This window comes from Chryseobacterium binzhouense, assembly GCF_007474545.1.
GTDB lineage: Bacteria > Bacteroidota > Bacteroidia > Flavobacteriales > Weeksellaceae > Chryseobacterium > Chryseobacterium binzhouense.
In genome coordinates this window covers 73,060-90,283 of sequence record NZ_VKOG01000003.1, presented here as the reverse complement: position 1 = coordinate 90,283, position 17,224 = coordinate 73,060, and the positions used below count along the sequence as shown (strand labels likewise).

Annotated in this window: 16 protein-coding genes; 4 read left to right on the top strand and 12 right to left on the bottom strand. The window is 33.8% G+C overall.

The genetic code is table 11. From position 1 onward, the window contains the following. Nucleotides 1-75: 75 nt before the first annotated feature. The 9 genes from FNE73_RS09110 to FNE73_RS09070 all read right to left on the bottom strand — a co-directional run bounded on the left by FNE73_RS09110 (nt 76) and on the right by FNE73_RS09070 (nt 9,776). On the bottom strand, nt 76-375 hold the full coding sequence (locus FNE73_RS09110; protein WP_143884315.1) for a hypothetical protein: 300 nt from the start codon (nt 373-375) through the stop codon (nt 76-78). Between the two features lie 278 nt (nt 376-653). Beyond that, nucleotides 654-2,018: an MATE family efflux transporter gene (locus FNE73_RS09105; RefSeq protein WP_143884314.1), complete on the bottom strand. Its 1,365-nt coding sequence runs from the start codon at nt 2,016-2,018 to the stop codon at nt 654-656. A gap of 71 nt (nt 2,019-2,089) precedes the next feature. Beyond that, complete coding sequence (locus FNE73_RS09100; protein WP_089744428.1) at nt 2,090-3,274, bottom strand: sigma-54-dependent transcriptional regulator; 1,185 nt, start codon at nt 3,272-3,274, stop codon at nt 2,090-2,092. A 56-nt stretch (nt 3,275-3,330) separates the two neighbouring features. Next, nucleotides 3,331-3,990, bottom strand: a complete 660-nt coding sequence (locus FNE73_RS09095; protein ID WP_143884313.1) for a YggS family pyridoxal phosphate-dependent enzyme — start codon at nt 3,988-3,990, stop codon at nt 3,331-3,333. A 211-nt stretch (nt 3,991-4,201) separates the two neighbouring features. After that, a complete protein-coding gene (locus FNE73_RS09090; protein ID WP_143884312.1) occupies nt 4,202-5,068 on the bottom strand; it encodes a polysaccharide deacetylase family protein in 867 nt (288 codons plus the stop codon). Nucleotides 5,069-5,183: 115 nt separating this feature from the next. Continuing rightward, the gene (locus tag FNE73_RS09085; RefSeq protein WP_228430029.1) at nt 5,184-5,894 is read right to left on the bottom strand and encodes a DUF72 domain-containing protein; all 711 of its coding nucleotides are present in this window, start codon (nt 5,892-5,894) and stop codon (nt 5,184-5,186) included. Nucleotides 5,895-5,938: 44 nt separating this feature from the next. Further along, nucleotides 5,939-8,671 (bottom strand): heavy metal translocating P-type ATPase, encoded by a 2,733-nt coding sequence (locus FNE73_RS09080; RefSeq protein WP_143884310.1) that lies wholly within the window; start codon nt 8,669-8,671, stop codon nt 5,939-5,941. A gap of 152 nt (nt 8,672-8,823) precedes the next feature. Then, nucleotides 8,824-9,384, bottom strand: coding sequence for a helix-turn-helix domain-containing protein (locus FNE73_RS09075; RefSeq protein WP_143884309.1), 561 nt, complete (start codon nt 9,382-9,384; stop codon nt 8,824-8,826). Next, nucleotides 9,381-9,776, bottom strand: coding sequence for an acyl-CoA thioesterase (locus tag FNE73_RS09070; RefSeq protein WP_143884308.1), 396 nt, complete (start codon nt 9,774-9,776; stop codon nt 9,381-9,383). The genes FNE73_RS09075 and FNE73_RS09070 overlap by 4 nt, the downstream gene beginning before the upstream one ends. Nucleotides 9,777-10,188: 412 nt before the next feature. Here FNE73_RS09070 and FNE73_RS09065 point away from each other — a divergent pair, with 412 nt between their 5' ends. Next, nucleotides 10,189-10,551 (top strand): RNA recognition motif domain-containing protein, encoded by a 363-nt coding sequence (locus FNE73_RS09065; RefSeq protein ID WP_089744441.1) that lies wholly within the window; start codon nt 10,189-10,191, stop codon nt 10,549-10,551. Between the two features lie 31 nt (nt 10,552-10,582). Here the strand turns inward: FNE73_RS09065 and FNE73_RS09060 are convergent, their stop codons facing one another. Both FNE73_RS09060 and FNE73_RS09055 read right to left on the bottom strand, forming a co-directional pair. After that, on the bottom strand, nt 10,583-11,071 hold the full coding sequence (locus FNE73_RS09060; RefSeq protein WP_143884307.1) for a BlaI/MecI/CopY family transcriptional regulator: 489 nt from the start codon (nt 11,069-11,071) through the stop codon (nt 10,583-10,585). A 9-nt stretch (nt 11,072-11,080) separates the two neighbouring features. Then, on the bottom strand, nt 11,081-11,683 hold the full coding sequence (locus FNE73_RS09055; RefSeq protein WP_143884306.1) for a phosphatase PAP2 family protein: 603 nt from the start codon (nt 11,681-11,683) through the stop codon (nt 11,081-11,083). A gap of 124 nt (nt 11,684-11,807) precedes the next feature. Between FNE73_RS09055 and pdhA the strand changes: the two genes are divergently transcribed. Together pdhA and FNE73_RS09045 are read left to right on the top strand one after the other, a co-directional pair. Then, on the top strand, nt 11,808-12,809 hold the full coding sequence (pdhA, locus tag FNE73_RS09050; protein WP_143884305.1) for a pyruvate dehydrogenase (acetyl-transferring) E1 component subunit alpha: 1,002 nt from the start codon (nt 11,808-11,810) through the stop codon (nt 12,807-12,809). A gap of 109 nt (nt 12,810-12,918) precedes the next feature. After that, on the top strand, nt 12,919-14,520 hold the full coding sequence (locus FNE73_RS09045; protein ID WP_143884304.1) for a pyruvate dehydrogenase complex dihydrolipoamide acetyltransferase: 1,602 nt from the start codon (nt 12,919-12,921) through the stop codon (nt 14,518-14,520). A 162-nt stretch (nt 14,521-14,682) separates the two neighbouring features. On the opposite strand, the gene FNE73_RS09040 is transcribed toward FNE73_RS09045, so the two are convergent. Further along, nucleotides 14,683-15,027, bottom strand: a complete 345-nt coding sequence (locus FNE73_RS09040; RefSeq protein WP_143884303.1) for a hypothetical protein — start codon at nt 15,025-15,027, stop codon at nt 14,683-14,685. 234 nt (nt 15,028-15,261) lie between these two features. Here FNE73_RS09040 and FNE73_RS09035 point away from each other — a divergent pair, with 234 nt between their 5' ends. Further along, a complete protein-coding gene (locus tag FNE73_RS09035; RefSeq protein ID WP_143884302.1) occupies nt 15,262-16,974 on the top strand; it encodes a helix-turn-helix domain-containing protein in 1,713 nt (570 codons plus the stop codon). Nucleotides 16,975-17,224 lie beyond the last annotated feature (250 nt).

Here is a 17,224-nt window from a genome sequence, read left to right as displayed (position 1 = left end):
AAAAAACATACGAGACAAACTCATTGATTCAGGATATAAATCTCATAATTTTATCCACAGACGATAGTGAGTATGTTATTTCGAGGCGATTTTAGATCTCAAAACAGGTTCCAGTGCGTTTGGCATTTTATGTTTGGTGCTGTCTGCTGTCTTAAGTTTTAGCGCAGAGTGTGAATTGATATTTTCCGGCTTATGAACAGGCATTTTGTATAGTTTTGCAATCGAACTGTCTAACGGATTTGTAGAAACTGAGTCTAAGATTTTCGTATTCTCCTTATTAAAAAGCTGTGAACGGTCTATCGGAAGCGGTTTAATTTCTGTCTGTGCTGAAATCAAACCAGAAAAAGTAAGTAAACCAAAAATTAAAATTTTCATCTTTAAATGTTATTTATCAATAAACTGTTGTTATTTTATTCGTAATTTCAGACTAATATACATACTATTTCCATATTTCTGGAATTACTAAATTATTTTAACGAAAATTTAACCAGATTATTATATTTAAAAACCGACATTGTTTATTTTTAAAACACTCCTTCATGACCATCAAAATTAAAATCTTTGTTGTATTTCATTCCGATTTTTTCTAAAACTTTTACTGATGCTGTTTTAAATATTCAAAATAAAAAAAGCGATCAAAAGACCGCTTCTAATTATATGGGATTCGATTTAATTCTTTTTGCGGATAAATTAAGAAAACGTTTTACAAGCATCATCGCAGAGATCGTAAGTCCCAATCCAAGCGCAATCCACATTCCGAATGCGCCCATTTCCATCGTTACGCAAAGAAAATATCCTAAAGGAATAGTAATCAGCCAATACGCAATGAAAGTATAAATAGACGGAATTTTCACGTCCTGTAAACCTCGCAGCATTCCTAAAGCCGTTACCTGAATTCCGTCAGAAAGCTGGAATAAAGCTGCAATAATCATCAGTTTTGCCGCCAGCATGATAACTTCCACTTCTTCAGGCTTTGTGAAAAATGTAGGCAGAATGTTTCGTCCTAAAATGAAAAGCAATCCGCAAAGACACATAAAGAGAAAAGAAATTTTGAGATTGTTGATTCCTATCTTTCTGAGTTCTATAAAGTTTTGTTCGCCCAATTTTCTTCCTATCATCACGGTTGATGCAACGCTGAAACCAATACACAAATTGAAAGTGAAAGAAGCCATACTCAACGCAATCTGATGCGAAGCTATATCATGAGCAGAAATCAATCCGCAGATAAATGCAGCTCCTGCAAATGCGGTTACTTCAAAAAACATCTGTAAAGCAGTAGGGAAGCCCAGTCTTACCATTTTTTCAAACATTTTTTTTGAAAAAACCTGCAATTTCAGAGAAAACTCTTTGATGTATATTCTGGTTTTAGGCTCTTTTAATAAAACATAATAAAGAAAAATAACCATAAAAATTCTTGCGATCAAACTTGCCAAAGCAGATCCTTTAACCCCCATTTCAGGGAAAATCCAAAGTCCTTTGATGAAAACATAGTTCAGTACAATATTGATGACATTGGCAATAATGGTCGCTTTCGTTACTCCAATTGTATATGATAATCCTTCTGAAACTTCTCTTAAAGTCTGAAAAGCCATGAAAGGAATAATACTGATTGCCATGATCGTGAGAAAATCTACAGTATCTGGAATGATTTTTTCAGGCTGACCAGAATGATAGAGCAGTGGCATTCCTGCCAATAATATTGCCATAAGAATGATTCCGACAGACATATTGATAACAAAGCCATGGCTGAAAACAGAATTAATGGTTTTATGATCATTCTGAGAATGCGCTTCTGAAACCAAAGGCGGAATAGCAAAAGAAAATCCCAGAGCTAAAACAAACATTGAGAAAAATACCCCGTTGCCTAAAGATACAGACGCCAATGCATCTGCTCCCAGAAGTTTGCCTACAATAATATTATCAAAAAGGTTTACAGAAACCTGTCCTACCTGCGTAAGCATCACCGGAAGAGCTAGTGTAAGTGCTTCTTTGGTGTAGTTTTTATTTAAAAAAGCCATTTTAATTTACAAAAAAAATTTGCAGTATAGTTACTGCAAATTTTTAGAATTTATTTTAATTTATGATTAAATTATTTCCTTACAAAACTTGCAACATCCTCTTTAGAAACAGTGTTTCCACCAAGAATGATCAATCTTTCTACCACATTTCTCAGCTCTCTGATATTTCCTGTCCAGGAAAGCTCTTTCAATGCGTCAATAGCTGTATCATCAAAACTTTTCAAAGCAGTTCCGTGCTCTTCAGAAATAAGTTTGGCAAAATGCTCAACCAGAAGTTTGATATCGTCTTTTCTTTCATCCAAAGGCGGTACATAGATTTCAATTACAGAAAGTCTGTGATATAAATCTTCTCTGAATCTCCCGGCTTCAATTTCTGTCTGCATATTTTTGTTGGTTGCAGCCAAAACTCTTACGTCTACTTTGATTTCCTTATCACTTCCTACCGGTGAAACTTTGCTTTCCTGCAATGCTCTTAGAACCTTTGCCTGAGCAATAAGGCTCATATCACCAATTTCGTCCAAGAAAATGGTACCTCCGTTTGCCTGTTCAAATTTTCCCTGCTTGTCTTTGATCGCTCCTGTAAACGAACCTTTTACGTGCCCGAAAAGTTCAGATTCTATCAATTCGGAAGGAATAGCTGCACAGTTTACTTCTACCATTGGTCCTCTTGTTCTTTCGCTCAGGTTATGAATGGCATGAGCAACCAGTTCTTTTCCGGCTCCGTTGGGACCTGTAATCAAAACTCTTGCATCGGAAGCAGCTACTTTTTCGATCATATCCTGAATTTTCTTCAAAGGAGCAGATTCACCAATCATCTGGTATTTTTTGCTGACTTTCTTTTTCAGAGTTTTATTTTCAGACTGCAGATTTTTATTTTCTTTCTTTAATGTCTCTTTTGCTAAAGCATTTTTAACGCTGGTAATTAATCTGTTGATGTCAATAGGCTTAGAGATAAAATCGTAAGCTCCATCTTTCAGGCAAGAAACCGCAGAATCAATATCAGCATGACCGGAAATCATAATAAAGGTAGACTCAGGTTTCAGGTTCAAGCTTTGCTTTAAAAGTTCAGTACCTGAAAGTTTTGGCATTTTGATGTCTGAAATCACCAATGCAAAATCTTCTTTTTCAACTTGTTTGTAGCCTTCCAGACCGTCATCGGCAATTACAAATTCATAATCAGTAAGTTCATCGGAAAGGATACTGTGAAGTACTCCGGAAATTGCTTTTTCGTCTTCTACTATAAGGATTTTTTGCATAGTTGCAAATTTAGTTAATTTTTGCTTGATTATTAGCAAATATCATTCCTAAATCTCTATTTTGAATAATCTCGTTTTCCGAAAATTGCAGAGCCGACACGTACCGAATTTGCACCACATTCAATGGCAATAGGAAAGTCGTCACTCATTCCCATTGATAAAGTATTGAGTTTGTGAGTATGATTCAGGTCATCAAAAAGATTTTTCAATACTGAAAATTCTTTTCTGATTTGATGTTCGTCATCGGTAAATGTTGCCATTCCCATTAAACCCGTGATGTCAATATTTGGAAATTCACCTATAGTAAATTTTTCAAACAAAATCTTCGCTTCAGAAATTTCCAGACCAAATTTGCTTTCTTCTTCAGCTATTTTCACCTGAAGCAAAACCTTTATTTTGCGGTTGTGTTTCGCGGCTTCTTTATTGATTTCATTCAGAAGTTTTTCGGAATCCACACTCTGAATAGTATCAATAAATTCTGCAATATATTTTACCTTATTGGTCTGAAGATGCCCGATCAGATGCCATTTGATATCTTTCGGAAGCAGCGGCTGTTTTTCCGACAGCTCCTGTACTTTGTTTTCGCCAAAAGCTTTTTGTCCGAGATCATAAACTTCCTGAATTGCTGAAACCGGATGTGTTTTAGAAACCGCTACCAATTCAACATTTTCCGGAAGTCTGCTTTTTATTTCATTGTAATTTTCCTGAATGCTCATAACTGCAAATTTCTGAATTTTAAAATAAAAAATTAAATAAATCTCAGAGATTTTACAGAAGTTTAGAATCGCTGAGTAAGAAGTTAAGAGTATTAAGTTAAGCTTATTTTGATTGTCTTATTTAAAATCTATTGATTTTCTTAATATTGCTTAACTTCTTATTTTCTTTAATGGTTTAGTTTTTAAACTGCTTCATTAAATATGTGTGGAATCAATTCAGAACCTCGTTAATTTTCGGATATGACGAAATTTTTCTAAAAACAAACCTGTTAGATTTCTGAAGTTTGACAATAAACTTATCCAGTTCTTCCACAGAATCTGCATCCGTAAGATATTGATCGTGTGTAAGAAATACCAGATGTCTTGATGTTTCCTCAAGATCATTAAAGAAAATACTGTCCACTTTTTTCAGCATAGCTTCGTGATTTCCTTTAAGTGTCATTTTATGGGTAGGTTTCCATTCAAGATCCCAGCCGATGACTTTATATCCGGCTTTCTGTAACTGATTAGCAGCCTCTGAAGAGCTTTTAATATCTGTTACGTTGATATTGTTGAGTCTCCAGATATTTCTTCCGGGTGTTCTTGCAATTTTCCCGGTAAGTTTGAGGCTGTCTTTTGCACGGTTAAAATCCTGTACTACTGCTTCGGGATTTTTGTAATATTCAGAATATTTATGATGGGCATGGGCATAGCTGTGATTGGCAAGCTCTATCAGATTATTGCTTCTCATATTTTCAAGGTCAGCTTTCTGTTTTTTGCTGTCTGATGCATGTTTTCCTATTAAAAATGCTGTAGCACACACATTCCTTTTTTGTAAAATTTTCAGAAGGTTTTCGGTTCCGCGGTTTGGACCGTCATCAAAGGTGAGATAGATAACTCTTTTATCTGCAGGAACTTCTTCATCTTCTACGGTGACGGGGACTTTTGCGAGGGGAGGCTGTTCTGTGAAAATCTTTTCAGATTCTCTTGTTTCATACTTCTGGTTACAACCAGTTAAAAAGGCTGATGCTGCACTCATCACTGCAAACATCCCAAGAAAAGTCTGTTTTAAAGACTTTTCCGCAAAAGTTTTGTTCATAAAAATTAGTGGAAATTAAATTGTTAAAAATTGTTAAATTTTACACGGTAAATTTAGCAAAATTTGTACCACATTTTTATATTATTTTCACTTTTTAATGAAATTTCAGCTAAAATTATTTTTGAATCATTGTTCTTAGCTCAACAGCATTTTTTACTGCTGCTGTTCCCCAAGTATTATTGAAGAAAATAAAGCCTTTCTTACCTGAATTTAAAATATTTCGGGCTAAATTTTCCAATTCATTTTGAGGATATTCCGATTTATAAAGAACAGGTTTTCCGTGAAGACGATAATAAAACAGTTGCGGATGATTAATGATCAATTCATCAGAAAGATTTCCCTGGAAACTAACACCCGAAAAAATAATATTTTTTGAGAATAAAGCTGAATAAACGTCATCATTCCACCACGAATTATGACGAAATTCAATCACATTTAAATAGTCAAAATCAAGATTATTGGTGATTAAATCCAGATTTTCATCCGTATTTTTGAATGATGGAGGAAACTGATACAAAAAACCTGCAAGTTTATCCTGTAAATGAGTCCCAATATGATTACAAAATTCTTTAATTTTCTCTTTGCAGTCCTTCAGGCACTTTTCGTGCGAAATGGTCTTAGGGATTTTAATAAAAAATCTGAAATCATCCGGTGTTTCGTCAAACCATTTCAATAATGTTTTTGCCGTAGGTTTTCTGTAAAAAGTTGAATTGATCTCAACGGTATTAAACTCTTTAGAATATAAAGTCAGGAAATCTTTGCTTTGGGCATTTTCGGGATATAGCGAGCCTTTCCAGTCGTTATTATAGAAACCTGAACAGCCGATAGATATTACCTTCTTTCATATTGTTGTTTCGTAGAATTAATAATTTATTTAATATCCAGATCTACAGAATTCAGTCTCAATGAATTTAAAATCACCGATAAAGAACTGAAGCTCATCGCTGCCGCCGCAATCATTGGTGACAAAAGGATTCCAAAAAAAGGATACAACAATCCTGCCGCAACCGGAATTCCCAAAACATTATAAATAAATGCAAAGAATAAATTTTCTTTGATGTTTCTCAATAGTTTTTCGCTTAAAATTTTTGCTTTTGCAATTCCCGTAATATCACCTTTTAATAAGGTAATTTCTGCCGTTTCTATTGCCACATCGGTTCCGGTTCCCATTGCAATCCCAATATTTGCCTGTGCCAGAGCAGGAGAATCGTTGATTCCGTCACCGGTCATTGCAACAATTTTTCCTTTTTGCTGAAGTTTTTTTACTTTGTTCAGTTTATCTTCAGGAAGACAATTGGCTTTAAAGTGTTTTATTCCCAGCTCATCAGCAACTGCTTTTGCGGTATTTTCGTTGTCTCCTGTCATCATGATTACTTCAATCCCGTCCTTTATCAAATGTCGAATGGCTTTTTTGGAGGTTTCTTTAATTTTGTCTGTGAAACTTATAAATCCTAATACCTCATTTTCCTGAGCAATGTATGAAATGGTATGCGCTTTTGACTGAATTTCGGTAGCTTTTAATTTTAAATCTCCGGAAATTTGAATATTATGTGAAACCAAAAGATTCTCATTTCCCAAATAAACCATTTTCCCATTAATAATTCCTTTAACGCCTTTTCCCGAAATATTTTCAAATTTTTCTACTTTTTCAGCAGTAATATTTTCGTCTTTTGCTTTTTTTATCACAGCATTTGAAAGTGGATGTTCTGAATTTTGATTTAATGAATAGGCTAATTTTAAAATTAAACTTTGATCAAAATTGTTTGTAATTTCTATATGTTCCAACGATGGCTTTCCTTCCGTTAAAGTTCCTGTTTTGTCGGTAATCAGAACATTTACTTTATTCATTTGTTCTAAAGCCTCTGCATTTTTAATTAAAATTCCGTTTTTAGCACCTTTTCCGATTCCTACCATCAAAGACATTGGTGTTGCCAATCCTAAAGCACAGGGACAGGCTACAATTAAAACCGCCACAGCATTGATAAAAGCGTACAGGGTCTTTTGGTTTTCCGGTCCGAAAATCTGCCACAGCACGAAAGTGATAACAGCAGCAACTATTACGGCAGGAACAAAAGCTTTTGCAACTTTATCGGTAAGTTTCTGAATAGGAGCGCGGCTTCTGCTTGCATCATTCACCATTTTAATAATTTTGGAAAGCAAAGTTTCATCGCCTACTTTCTCTGCTTTCATGATGAAAACCTGATTTCCGTTGATGGTTCCTGATGTTACCAGATCATTTTTATTTTTTTCAACAGCAATGGGCTCTCCCGTAATCATGCTTTCGTCAACAGTAGAGTTTCCGTCGATAATTTTTCCGTCAACAGGAATTTTTTCACCTGGTTTTACTTTTATAATATCCCCGATTTTCACTTCGGAAAGCGGAACTCTTTTCTCTTCGTTATTAATCATCAGATTCGCTTCATCGGGAGAAAGATTCATCAGTTCTTTAATGGCATTTCCTGTTTTTTTATGGGCTATAGCTTCCATCAGCTGACCAAGAATTACCAAAGTCATAATCACGCAGACGGCTTCAAAATATAAAGGAATTTTATGGTTGTGTCCTCGAATTTCGTGCGGAAGCAAATCAGGAAACGTTAGTGCGATAACGCTAAAAATGAATGCTGCAGTTACTCCCAAAGCAATTAAGCTGAACATATTTAAGTTCCATGTTCTAAAAGAAACCCAGCCTCTTTTCATCAAAAACCATCCGGAATAAAACAGGACAGGAAGTGTTAAAATTAATTCAAAAACTCCTTGAATGTTGTGTGAGAAAGGAAAATCAACCAACATTCCGCCCATTGATAAAACAAAAACGGGAATGGTAAAAGCCAAAGAAATGATGAATTTTCTTTTTAAAATGTTGTAAGTATCATCACTTTCTTCTTCACCTTTTTCCGGATATTTTACCAGATCCATTCCGCAGACCGGACAGCCTACATTGCTATCATATGTTTTATCACCTTCGCAAAACATCGGACAATAATATCTTCCTGCCATATCATCTGTAACTTTTGGTGTTTTAACTTCATGATGATAATGGTGAGATTGTGATACAGAATTTTTAACCAGATCTTCCGTAATTTCTTCCAGATGCATGTGACAAACAGGGCAGTCTGTTTTCTCATCATACACTTTATCGTCTTCACAAAACATCGGACAGTAATATTTTCCAATATGGTTTTTGAAGTTTTCTGGAAGATTTGTTGACGAATAAGTAGGTTTATAATTCGGATCTTTTGCTAATTTTTCCTCAATCGGAACTAAGAACATATTACAGACCGGACATCGTTTTCCCTGCTGAAAATAGACTTTATCACCTTCACATTCCATCGGACAATAATAAACGGATGAAGGAGAAACCCGATCCTGCGGTTTTATAAAAGTGTTATCAGATTTTTTTGGATCTTCGAGCTTATAATTTCCAATTTCAGAAAGTGACTGATTGAGCTGTGATAAATTGATTTCCTGTTCCGAATGAATTTCGGCAGTGCTCTCTTCAAGGTTGATTTCGGCAGAGATTCCTTTCAGGCTATTAAGTTTTTCTGAAATTTTTTTCTGGCAACCTGAACAGGTCATCCCTAAGACTTTATATTTTTGGTGCATGATTTTACATTTATTTTACAAATTTCCGAAAAGGATTTTGTAAGCTGTTATAAATTTAGGGATAATAGTTATAGAATTTAGTTAGCTGTAAGAATTACTTGACCGGGAAACTGAATAAATGTACGACTAAATAACTATAAACTAAGTGATTTTCAGATCTGATCTAGTGGTTTCCTGCTGTGAACCTTCAGTTTTTTAAATTCAGTAGGAGTGAAGCCTGTAATTGTTTTGAACTGTGAAGATAAATGCTGCACGCTTTTATAGCCAAGTTTTGCAGCAATTTCTGTTAAATAAAATTCATTATATAGAAGCAGTTCTTTTACTTTCTCAATTTTTTGAAGGATAAAAAACTGCTCAATGGTAACATTCTCGTTCTGAGAAAAAGTTTTGGAAAGTAAACTGTAATCTTTGCTTAATTCTGAACTTAGAAATTTTGAGATCAAAAAATTTTCTTCAATATCAAGACTGCTGATTTTCAGGATAATGATGCTTTTGATTTTATCGGTCAACTGATGTGAAGAGTCTTTGATTCGTTCAAAACCAGTTTCCAAAAGACGGTTTTCAATGTGTGTAGTATCTTTTTCTGAAATCGAAGAGACTGTTTCTACTTCACCAAGGTTGATAGATTTAATTTTAATACCCAATTCATCAAAAATGGCCGAAACAGCTGCAATGCATCTTCCGCAAACCATATTTTTTATGAATATTTTCATTCCTTTAACTTGATTCTGTCTTTCACAAATTCTACCTGAGTTTTTCCGTGCGGAACAGGGTTGCCGTTCTCATCAAGGTTTACCATCACAATTCTGTCAACTGTAATAATGGTCTGATGTGTCATTTTATTTCTTACCTCACATCTTAAAGTAAGAGAAGTAGAACCAAAGCTTGTAACTTCAATACCGATTTCAATAATATCTCCCTGTTTTGCAGAACTTACAAAATTGATCTCTGAGATAAATTTCGTTACCACTTTTTTGTTTTCCAACTGAATTACTGCGTACAAAGCCGCTTCTTCGTCAATCCACTGCAAAAGCCGTCCTCCAAAAAGAGATTGATTAGGATTTAAGTCTTCAGGTTTTACCCATTTTCTTGTATGATAATTCATTTTTTATAATTGTACTGCAAATTTAGTTTTTAAAACCTGCATTTTCAACTTAACTGAATTTAGTAATCTTAAAACAGCAATTTATATTCTCAATCATTTGCTTTAGAATAAATGGTTTTAATTTATTTTACTGATTTTTATGAAACAAACTGTTAAATTCAAAAACTACAAATATTATCCAGAACCTATGATATTTAAATTTTATTCATGGAAATTTGATCATAAATTAATACTTTTTATCAAAATAATCCTTTGGTTGAAAAATTAACTAAAATAAATTTAAAAAATACTTTGTCATGCAATTATAAATTGTATCTTGCAGACGTTTATATTTGGAATCAATATTATGTTCATTATTATGTTGCTTTTCTTTTATATCCCCAATTTTTATTAATTTTTTAATTTTTTTTAAATGAACATTTTTGTTTCAAACATCAACTACGCAACTAAAGAGTATGAGTTGCACGATTTATTTGCAGAATTTGGCGATGTATCATCAGCTAAAATCGTAACAGACAGAGAAACTGGTCGCTCAAGAGGTTTCGGATTCATCGAAATGGGTGACGCAGAAGGTCAGCAAGCTGTTGACGCGCTTAATCAGAAAGAATTTAACGGAAAAGTTCTTAATGTTTCTGAAGCTAAGCCAAGAGAAGAAAAACCAAGAAGAAGTTTCGATAATAACAGAAGCGGAGGTGGTTATGGTAACAATCGTGGTGGAAACGGCGGTGGTTACGGAAACAGCCGTGGCGGAAATGGCGGTGGAAACCGTTGGTAAAAAACAAGAAGCGGCTTTTTAGCCGCTTTTTTTATATCCTGTTCTGATCTTTTTTCTTCTTTTTCTTTTCCTTATTCTTCACTTTTTCTTTCTTAGTTTTCTTTGGGTTTAGAATTTCCTCTGCGTATTCAAGCTTTGGCTCTTTTATTTTTACAGGTTTCATTTCTATTTTCAAATCAAAATAAGATTGCAGGTCTTTTTGCGAGATCAGCTTTTCTTTGAATAAAAAGTCCAAAATTTCTTTTCCTGAATCATCAAAAAACTGATGAGAAAGTTCTCTCAGTAAAAACTTTTTATATTCTTCAGCAGGAACGATAACAGAATATCTGAAAATTCTGCCTTCTTTCTCTGTAGAAAGGTATCCTTTTTCAACAAGAATTTTAAGGTAAGTAGAAACTGTGTTCTGATGAGGTTTAGGCTCCGGATGTTGTTCCATTACATCTTTCAGGTAAAATTTTTCCAGTTTCCAGAATAACTTCATTAGATTTTCTTCAGCAGATGTAAGATGGTTAATTTTCATAAGATATTCTTAATGTTGAAAGTGAATATTGCAATAAAGATATACAAAAGATACCATAAATGCGATACCAGCTCCCATAAATACTTCTTTTACGGTATGTCGACGCAATATAACTCTTGTGACGCCTACCAAAGCAGCAATGAAAAGCCAGAATAAGCCAGCTCTCCAATTAGAATCATAAAACAATGCCGCAACAAAGACATTAAAAGCAGTATGCATAGAGCTTTTGATGTACAAATTGCTGTACTGCAATGCAAAAAGAAGTACAAGAATGAAAAGCATGACAAAATCCAGAAAGCCATTCATTATATAATGATACAGTTGATACAAAACTATACAGACCGCTATAAAAATATACAAACTTTTCCTTTGTACCCGGTTAGACACATCCATATTGGTGTATCTGCCTGTTTTTACGTTCCAGTAGATCCAAATAATGATCGGAAAGATTGTTAACAACAAAATAGGGAGAAAGTGCATAACTGCTTCTTTGAATGTATAAATTTTAAAGCTTAAATACACAAAATAAATAAAAAGCGAAACAAGAGGATTGAAAAAGTCTGAGATTAATCTTGATACAATATGCAGTGATGAAGTTGTTTTTTCTTCCATAAATAATTCTGAAATGTAAATATAACACTATAACCAAAAAAACAATTGCTCCGTATATAATAAAAACAAAGTTTTTTTATATTTTTGCTCAACTATTTCATTATAAATAAGCAAGAGCTAACACATGAAAGAATTTTCTAAAGAAGTGTACCTGAAGTGGTATGAAGATATGACAATGTGGAGAAGGTTTGAAGACAAATGCCGTTCTCTTTATTTAAAACAAAAAATCAGAGGTTTTTTACACTTGTACAACGGTCAGGAAGCTATTCCTGCAGGTTTTACGCACGCAATGGATTTAACCAAAGATAGTATGATTACTGCTTACAGATGTCATATTCACCCAATGGCGATGGGAGTAGATCCTAAGAGAATCATGGCAGAGCTTTGCGGTAAAGCAACCGGTACTTCCGGAGGTATGGGAGGATCTATGCATATTTTCAGCAAAGAACATCGTTTTTACGGTGGTCACGGTATTGTTGGGGGACAAATTCCTTTAGGTGCGGGTATTGCTTTTGCAGATAAATATTTTGACAGAAAAGCAGTAAATATCTGTTTCTTCGGTGATGGTGCTGCAAGACAGGGTTCGCTTCACGAAACCTTCAACATGGCAATGAACTGGAAACTTCCTGTGGTATTTGTAGTTGAAAACAACCAATACGCAATGGGAACTTCTGTAAAAAGAACTGCCAATCACGAAGACATCTATAAGTTAGGTTTAGGTTACGAAATGCCTTGTCTCGCAGTAGATGCAATGGATCCTGAAAAAGTGGCTGAAGCTGCTTATGAAGCTATAGAGAGAGCAAGAAGAGGAGATGGACCTACTTTCATTGAAGCAAGAACGTATCGTTTCAGAGGTCACTCAATGTCTGATGCAGAACCATACAGATCTAAAGATGAAGTTTCTATTGCTAAAAAAGATGATCCTATTGAGTTGATCAAGGCAAGAATCTTAGAAAATAACTGGGCAACTGAAGAAGAGCTGGAAGCAATGGATAATAAATCAAGAGATTTCGTTGAGGAATGTATTGAATTTATGGAAAACTCACCATATCCGGATACTGAAAAAATATACGAATACGTCTATGCTCAGGAAGATTATCCATTCTTAGATAAATTAGAAAACTAACAGATAATGAGTCAATTTGAAAGTTTGAAAATTCGAAACTGATCTATTATCATATCTTTTTTAATTTTTCAAATTACCAAATTACCAAATTTTCAAATTAAAAAAAATTATGGCAGAAGTAATTACAATGCCGCGTCTTTCCGATACAATGACGGAAGGAAAAGTGGCGAAATGGCATAAAAAAGTAGGAGATAAAGTAAAAGAAGGCGATATTTTAGCCGAAATAGAAACGGATAAAGCTGTTCAGGATTTTGAGTCTGAAATGGAAGGAACACTTTTGTATGTTGGTGTAGAAGAAGGTAACGCTGCTGCTGTAGATTCTGTTCTTGCAATTATAGGAAAAGAGGGAGAAGATATTTCAGGATTAACAGGCGGAAGTACTCCCAGTAATGATTCATCAGAAAAAGAATCTACAACTGAAGAAAAAACTGCCGTTACTGAACAAACTTCTTCAGAAGCTCATGAAGGGGTGGAAGTAATCACAATGCCGCGCCTTTCTGATACAATGACGGAAGGAAAAGTGGCGAAATGGCATAAAAACGTAGGAGATACTGTTAAAGAAGGTGATCTATTAGCCGAGATCGAAACAGATAAAGCTGTTCAGGACTTTGAATCTGAATTCAATGGCGTTATGTTAAAACAAGGCGTTGAAGAAGGTGGAGCTGCTCCAGTTGATTCGGTTTTGGCAATTATTGGACCTGAAGGAACAGATGTTTCAGGAGTTGGAACTCCGAAAGCCGCTGCTTCATCATCAGAAAAGCCTGCTGAACAAAAAGCTGAAGCTCCAAAACAAATAACTGACAATCAACAATCAGCAGCAACCAGCAACAATGACAGAGTTGCTATTTCTCCTTTAGCTAAAAAAATGGCTCAGGAGAAGGGTTTAGACATCAGTTCTGTAAAAGGATCTGGTGAAAACGGAAGAATTGTTAAAAAAGATATTGAAAACTATCAGCCTTCTGCTAAATCAGCTGATTCAGTTCCGTCTGCAAGTCCTGCAGCGACTCAGGTTGCTTTAAGTTTTGTACAGGGTGAAGATTCAGAAACTCCGAATTCTCAGGTAAGAAATATTATTGCCAAAAGACTTTCCGAAAGCAAGTTTACTGCGCCTCACTATTACCTGATGGTAGAAATCAATATGGATAAAGCAATTGAAGCCAGAAAAGAAATCAATTCTTTACCAGACACAAAGATTTCTTTCAATGATATGATTATAAAGGCTACAGCAATTGCTTTAAGAAAACATCCGCAGGTGAATTCAAGCTGGGCAGGAGACAAAATTATTCATAGAGGAAATATCAATATCGGTGTTGCAGTAGCTATTCCAGACGGATTGGTTGTTCCTGTTTTGAAGAATACTGATCAGATGACTTATACTCAGATTTCTTCTGCTGTAAAAGATATGGCAGGAAGAGCCAAATCGAAAGGTCTTAAAGCCAATGAAATGGAGGGTTCTACATTCTCAATCTCAAACTTAGGAATGTTCGGAATTGAAACTTTCACAAGTATTATCAATCAGCCAAACTCTGCCATTCTTTCTGTTGGTGCAATTGTTGAAAAACCAATAGTTAAAAACGGACAGATTGTAGTGGGCAATACAATGAAATTATCGTTAGCTTGTGATCATAGAGTAGTAGATGGCGCTACAGGTGCTCAGTTTTTACAAACTTTGAAAACATATTTAGAAAGTCCCCTAACATTATTACTGTAAAAGAAATTACGATTTTTATATTATTAAAACCTTCCATAATTCGGAAGGTTTTTTTAATAATATAAGTGGACGTACAGAGTACTTTATTAAAGATGGATAATTATCATAAAAAAACTACTTCCTAATTTTAGAAAGTAGTAGTTGTTAAATAAAAATGTCTTATTATTTTGTTCTCCAGTGTGTTCCATTTCTAGGAGGATCACCACCGCCATTATCACCTATATCAGTTGTTGGAGTATTTATGGTATCTCTTTTTATAACTATTAGACTTCCTGATTCAGGTGTCTCTTTTGGATTCTCCTTGTTTTTACCTGCTATTTTCCAATGTGTACCGTTTCTTGGTGGATCTGGGTTTATTCCTGTCGAATCTCTTGCTGTCATTTGAGGTTCTTCAACATTTTCTTTAGATGCTTTAAAATCTTCATCAAAGTTTTCATCAGACTGCCTGCAGGCAACTGTGCAAATTCCGATAATTGCTAAGCTAAGTGCTATAAAATTGTTTTTCATTGTACTAGGATTAATGATTAAACTTACTATTTTTTGATAATTTTAGATGCTCGAAAGTAGTCAAAATCTGTACTTAAAGCAAGAAACAGGGGGTCTGATTTATAAATTTTTACAATTTGTAATAAAAGCATTAATAAAAAAATGCTGTTTAAAAATTTAAACAGATCAGTTTAAAATAGCTTATTATAAATAGTTTTTATGTATTTTTGATGAAAATTTGTCAGGGAGATATCAATGATTAAAAAAATTTTTACTTCTTTCTTTATTATGCTTACTGTATTACTGTATGCACAGGATTATTATTCTAAATTGAGAGAGAAATATTACGGTTTTGAAGAAAATGATTCAAGAGCATTTGTGTTTATTAATCAATATATAAAGAAAGCCAAGTCAGAAAATAACCATAAAGAGCTTTTTCAAGCATACAAAGATGCGATATTATATTCATCAAATAATAAATTGAACTATGCTGATAGTGCAATAGCAGCAGCAAAAAAATCAGGAGATGAAGATTTGATTGGTGATGCTTTTTTAAGTAAAGGTGCAATATATTATTTTAACCAGAGAAAGTTTCAGTTAGCTTTAGAAGAATACTTAAAAGCTTATGAGCACTTAAAAGATTCTAAAGATGACTTTTTAAAATATCAAAATTTATATCATATTGGTGTTGTTAAAAGTTATTTAGGGTACTACGACGAGGCTCTAGAAATTTTTAATGATTGCATAAGGTATTTTGAAACAAAGCTGAGTGATAATCTGCACAAAAACCTTTTATTTAACAATAGAAAGGGTTATTTTAACTCACTTCACCAAGCGATTGTCTGTTATCAGATGCTTGATAAGAATGCGCAGGCTGATCAATTGTTAAAAGAAGGAATAAAGACTTTACCTGATTCTAAAGATTTTTATCTGGAGAAGAGCTATTTTAATAAAAGCATAGGTATTTCAGAGTTTAGAAAGAAGAACTATAATAAAGCCATTGAATATTTTGATAAATCTTTGCCTGAATTAATTAAAGTTAATGACTTTACATGGATTTCATATATTTATTATTATAAAGGTAGAAGTTATGAAATTCTTGGAAATCATGATAAAGAAGTTGAGAACTATAAAAAAGTAGATTCAATTTTCAATAAAAACACCTTTATTCTTCCGGAATTAAGAACAAATTATGAAGAACTCATAGAATTTTACAAGAAAAGAGAAAATCATAAGGAGGAGTTGTATTATACTAATCAGCTATTGAAAGCGGATAGCATCATTGCAGCTGATTTTAAATATTTATCTACACGTGTCTATAAAGAATATGATACCAAAAGGCTTTTGGACACTAAAGAAGATTTAGAAAAAAGCAATTCCTTCAGTAAAATTTTGCTTTTATTTTGTGTAGTTGTTATTGGATTTCTTGCTTTTGTAATTTATATGAGGCTTAAGAAACAGAAAAAAATCCAAAAAAGTTATGAAGATCTGCTAAAGAAAATGGAAGAAAAACAGCAACAGCAGCAACAGCAGCCTGTTGAAATTCCGGTAAAGCAAGAGCCAATAGCTGATTCTGAGAAAAATATTAAGTTTGATAATAGTATTGTTGAAAAGTTATTGAAAGACATACAGAACTTTGAAAAAAATCAAGGCTACCTTGAACAAGGTTTGACATTAAAAAAATTAGCTGAACAGTTTAAAACAAATACTTCTTACCTGTCACAAGTAATTAATGAATATAAAGGCAGTAACTTCAACACTTATATTAATGTCTTAAGAATCAATTTCGCTACCGAGAAAATTTATCATGATAAGGAGTGGAGAAAGTATTCAATTGAACACATTGCTTCAGCGGCTGGTTTTAGTAACCGGCAAAGTTTCTCTAATATTTTTCTTGAACAAAATGGTATAAGACCGGCAGATTTTATTAAGAAAAGAATCAGTGAGCTGGAAAGATCAAAAGAATAATTCTTAGAAAAAGTTATACTTTACAAAAAATAAAATCTAACCTTCGCAAAGAAGGTTAGATTTTTTTATTAATATAATGTGATGGTATAAATGGTGATTTTCATCAAAAAATATTTCTGGAATTGTAGAGAACAGGGTTCATGTTCCTAGCTTGTCCGAACCCTGATATTCTACATGAAAACTGAATGATGAAAAGTTATATATGAATGATTAGTGTCTCATGCTTTTCTGTAACAAATATATAAGCATA

Bases quoted from the DNA above. Each gene is read 5' to 3' on its own strand.
- FNE73_RS09110 (WP_143884315.1), bottom strand. From the start codon at position 375: ATGAAAATTTTAATTTTTGGTTTACTTACTTTTTCTGGTTTGATTTCA.
- FNE73_RS09105 (WP_143884314.1), bottom strand. From the start codon at position 2,018: ATGGCTTTTTTAAATAAAAACTACACCAAAGAAGCACTTACACTAGCT.
- FNE73_RS09100 (WP_089744428.1), bottom strand. From the start codon at position 3,274: ATGCAAAAAATCCTTATAGTAGAAGACGAAAAAGCAATTTCCGGAGTA.
- FNE73_RS09095 (WP_143884313.1), bottom strand. From the start codon at position 3,990: ATGAGCATTCAGGAAAATTACAATGAAATAAAAAGCAGACTTCCGGAA.
- FNE73_RS09090 (WP_143884312.1), bottom strand. From the start codon at position 5,068: ATGAACAAAACTTTTGCGGAAAAGTCTTTAAAACAGACTTTTCTTGGG.
- FNE73_RS09080 (WP_143884310.1), bottom strand. From the start codon at position 8,671: ATGCACCAAAAATATAAAGTCTTAGGGATGACCTGTTCAGGTTGCCAG.
- FNE73_RS09075 (WP_143884309.1), bottom strand. From the start codon at position 9,384: ATGAAAATATTCATAAAAAATATGGTTTGCGGAAGATGCATTGCAGCT.
- FNE73_RS09070 (WP_143884308.1), bottom strand. From the start codon at position 9,776: ATGAATTATCATACAAGAAAATGGGTAAAACCTGAAGACTTAAATCCT.
- FNE73_RS09065 (WP_089744441.1), top strand. From the start codon at position 10,189: ATGAACATTTTTGTTTCAAACATCAACTACGCAACTAAAGAGTATGAG.
- FNE73_RS09060 (WP_143884307.1), bottom strand. From the start codon at position 11,071: ATGAAAATTAACCATCTTACATCTGCTGAAGAAAATCTAATGAAGTTA.
- FNE73_RS09055 (WP_143884306.1), bottom strand. From the start codon at position 11,683: ATGGAAGAAAAAACAACTTCATCACTGCATATTGTATCAAGATTAATC.
- pdhA (WP_143884305.1), top strand. From the start codon at position 11,808: ATGAAAGAATTTTCTAAAGAAGTGTACCTGAAGTGGTATGAAGATATG.
- FNE73_RS09045 (WP_143884304.1), top strand. From the start codon at position 12,919: ATGGCAGAAGTAATTACAATGCCGCGTCTTTCCGATACAATGACGGAA.
- FNE73_RS09040 (WP_143884303.1), bottom strand. From the start codon at position 15,027: ATGAAAAACAATTTTATAGCACTTAGCTTAGCAATTATCGGAATTTGC.
- FNE73_RS09035 (WP_143884302.1), top strand. From the start codon at position 15,262: ATGATTAAAAAAATTTTTACTTCTTTCTTTATTATGCTTACTGTATTA.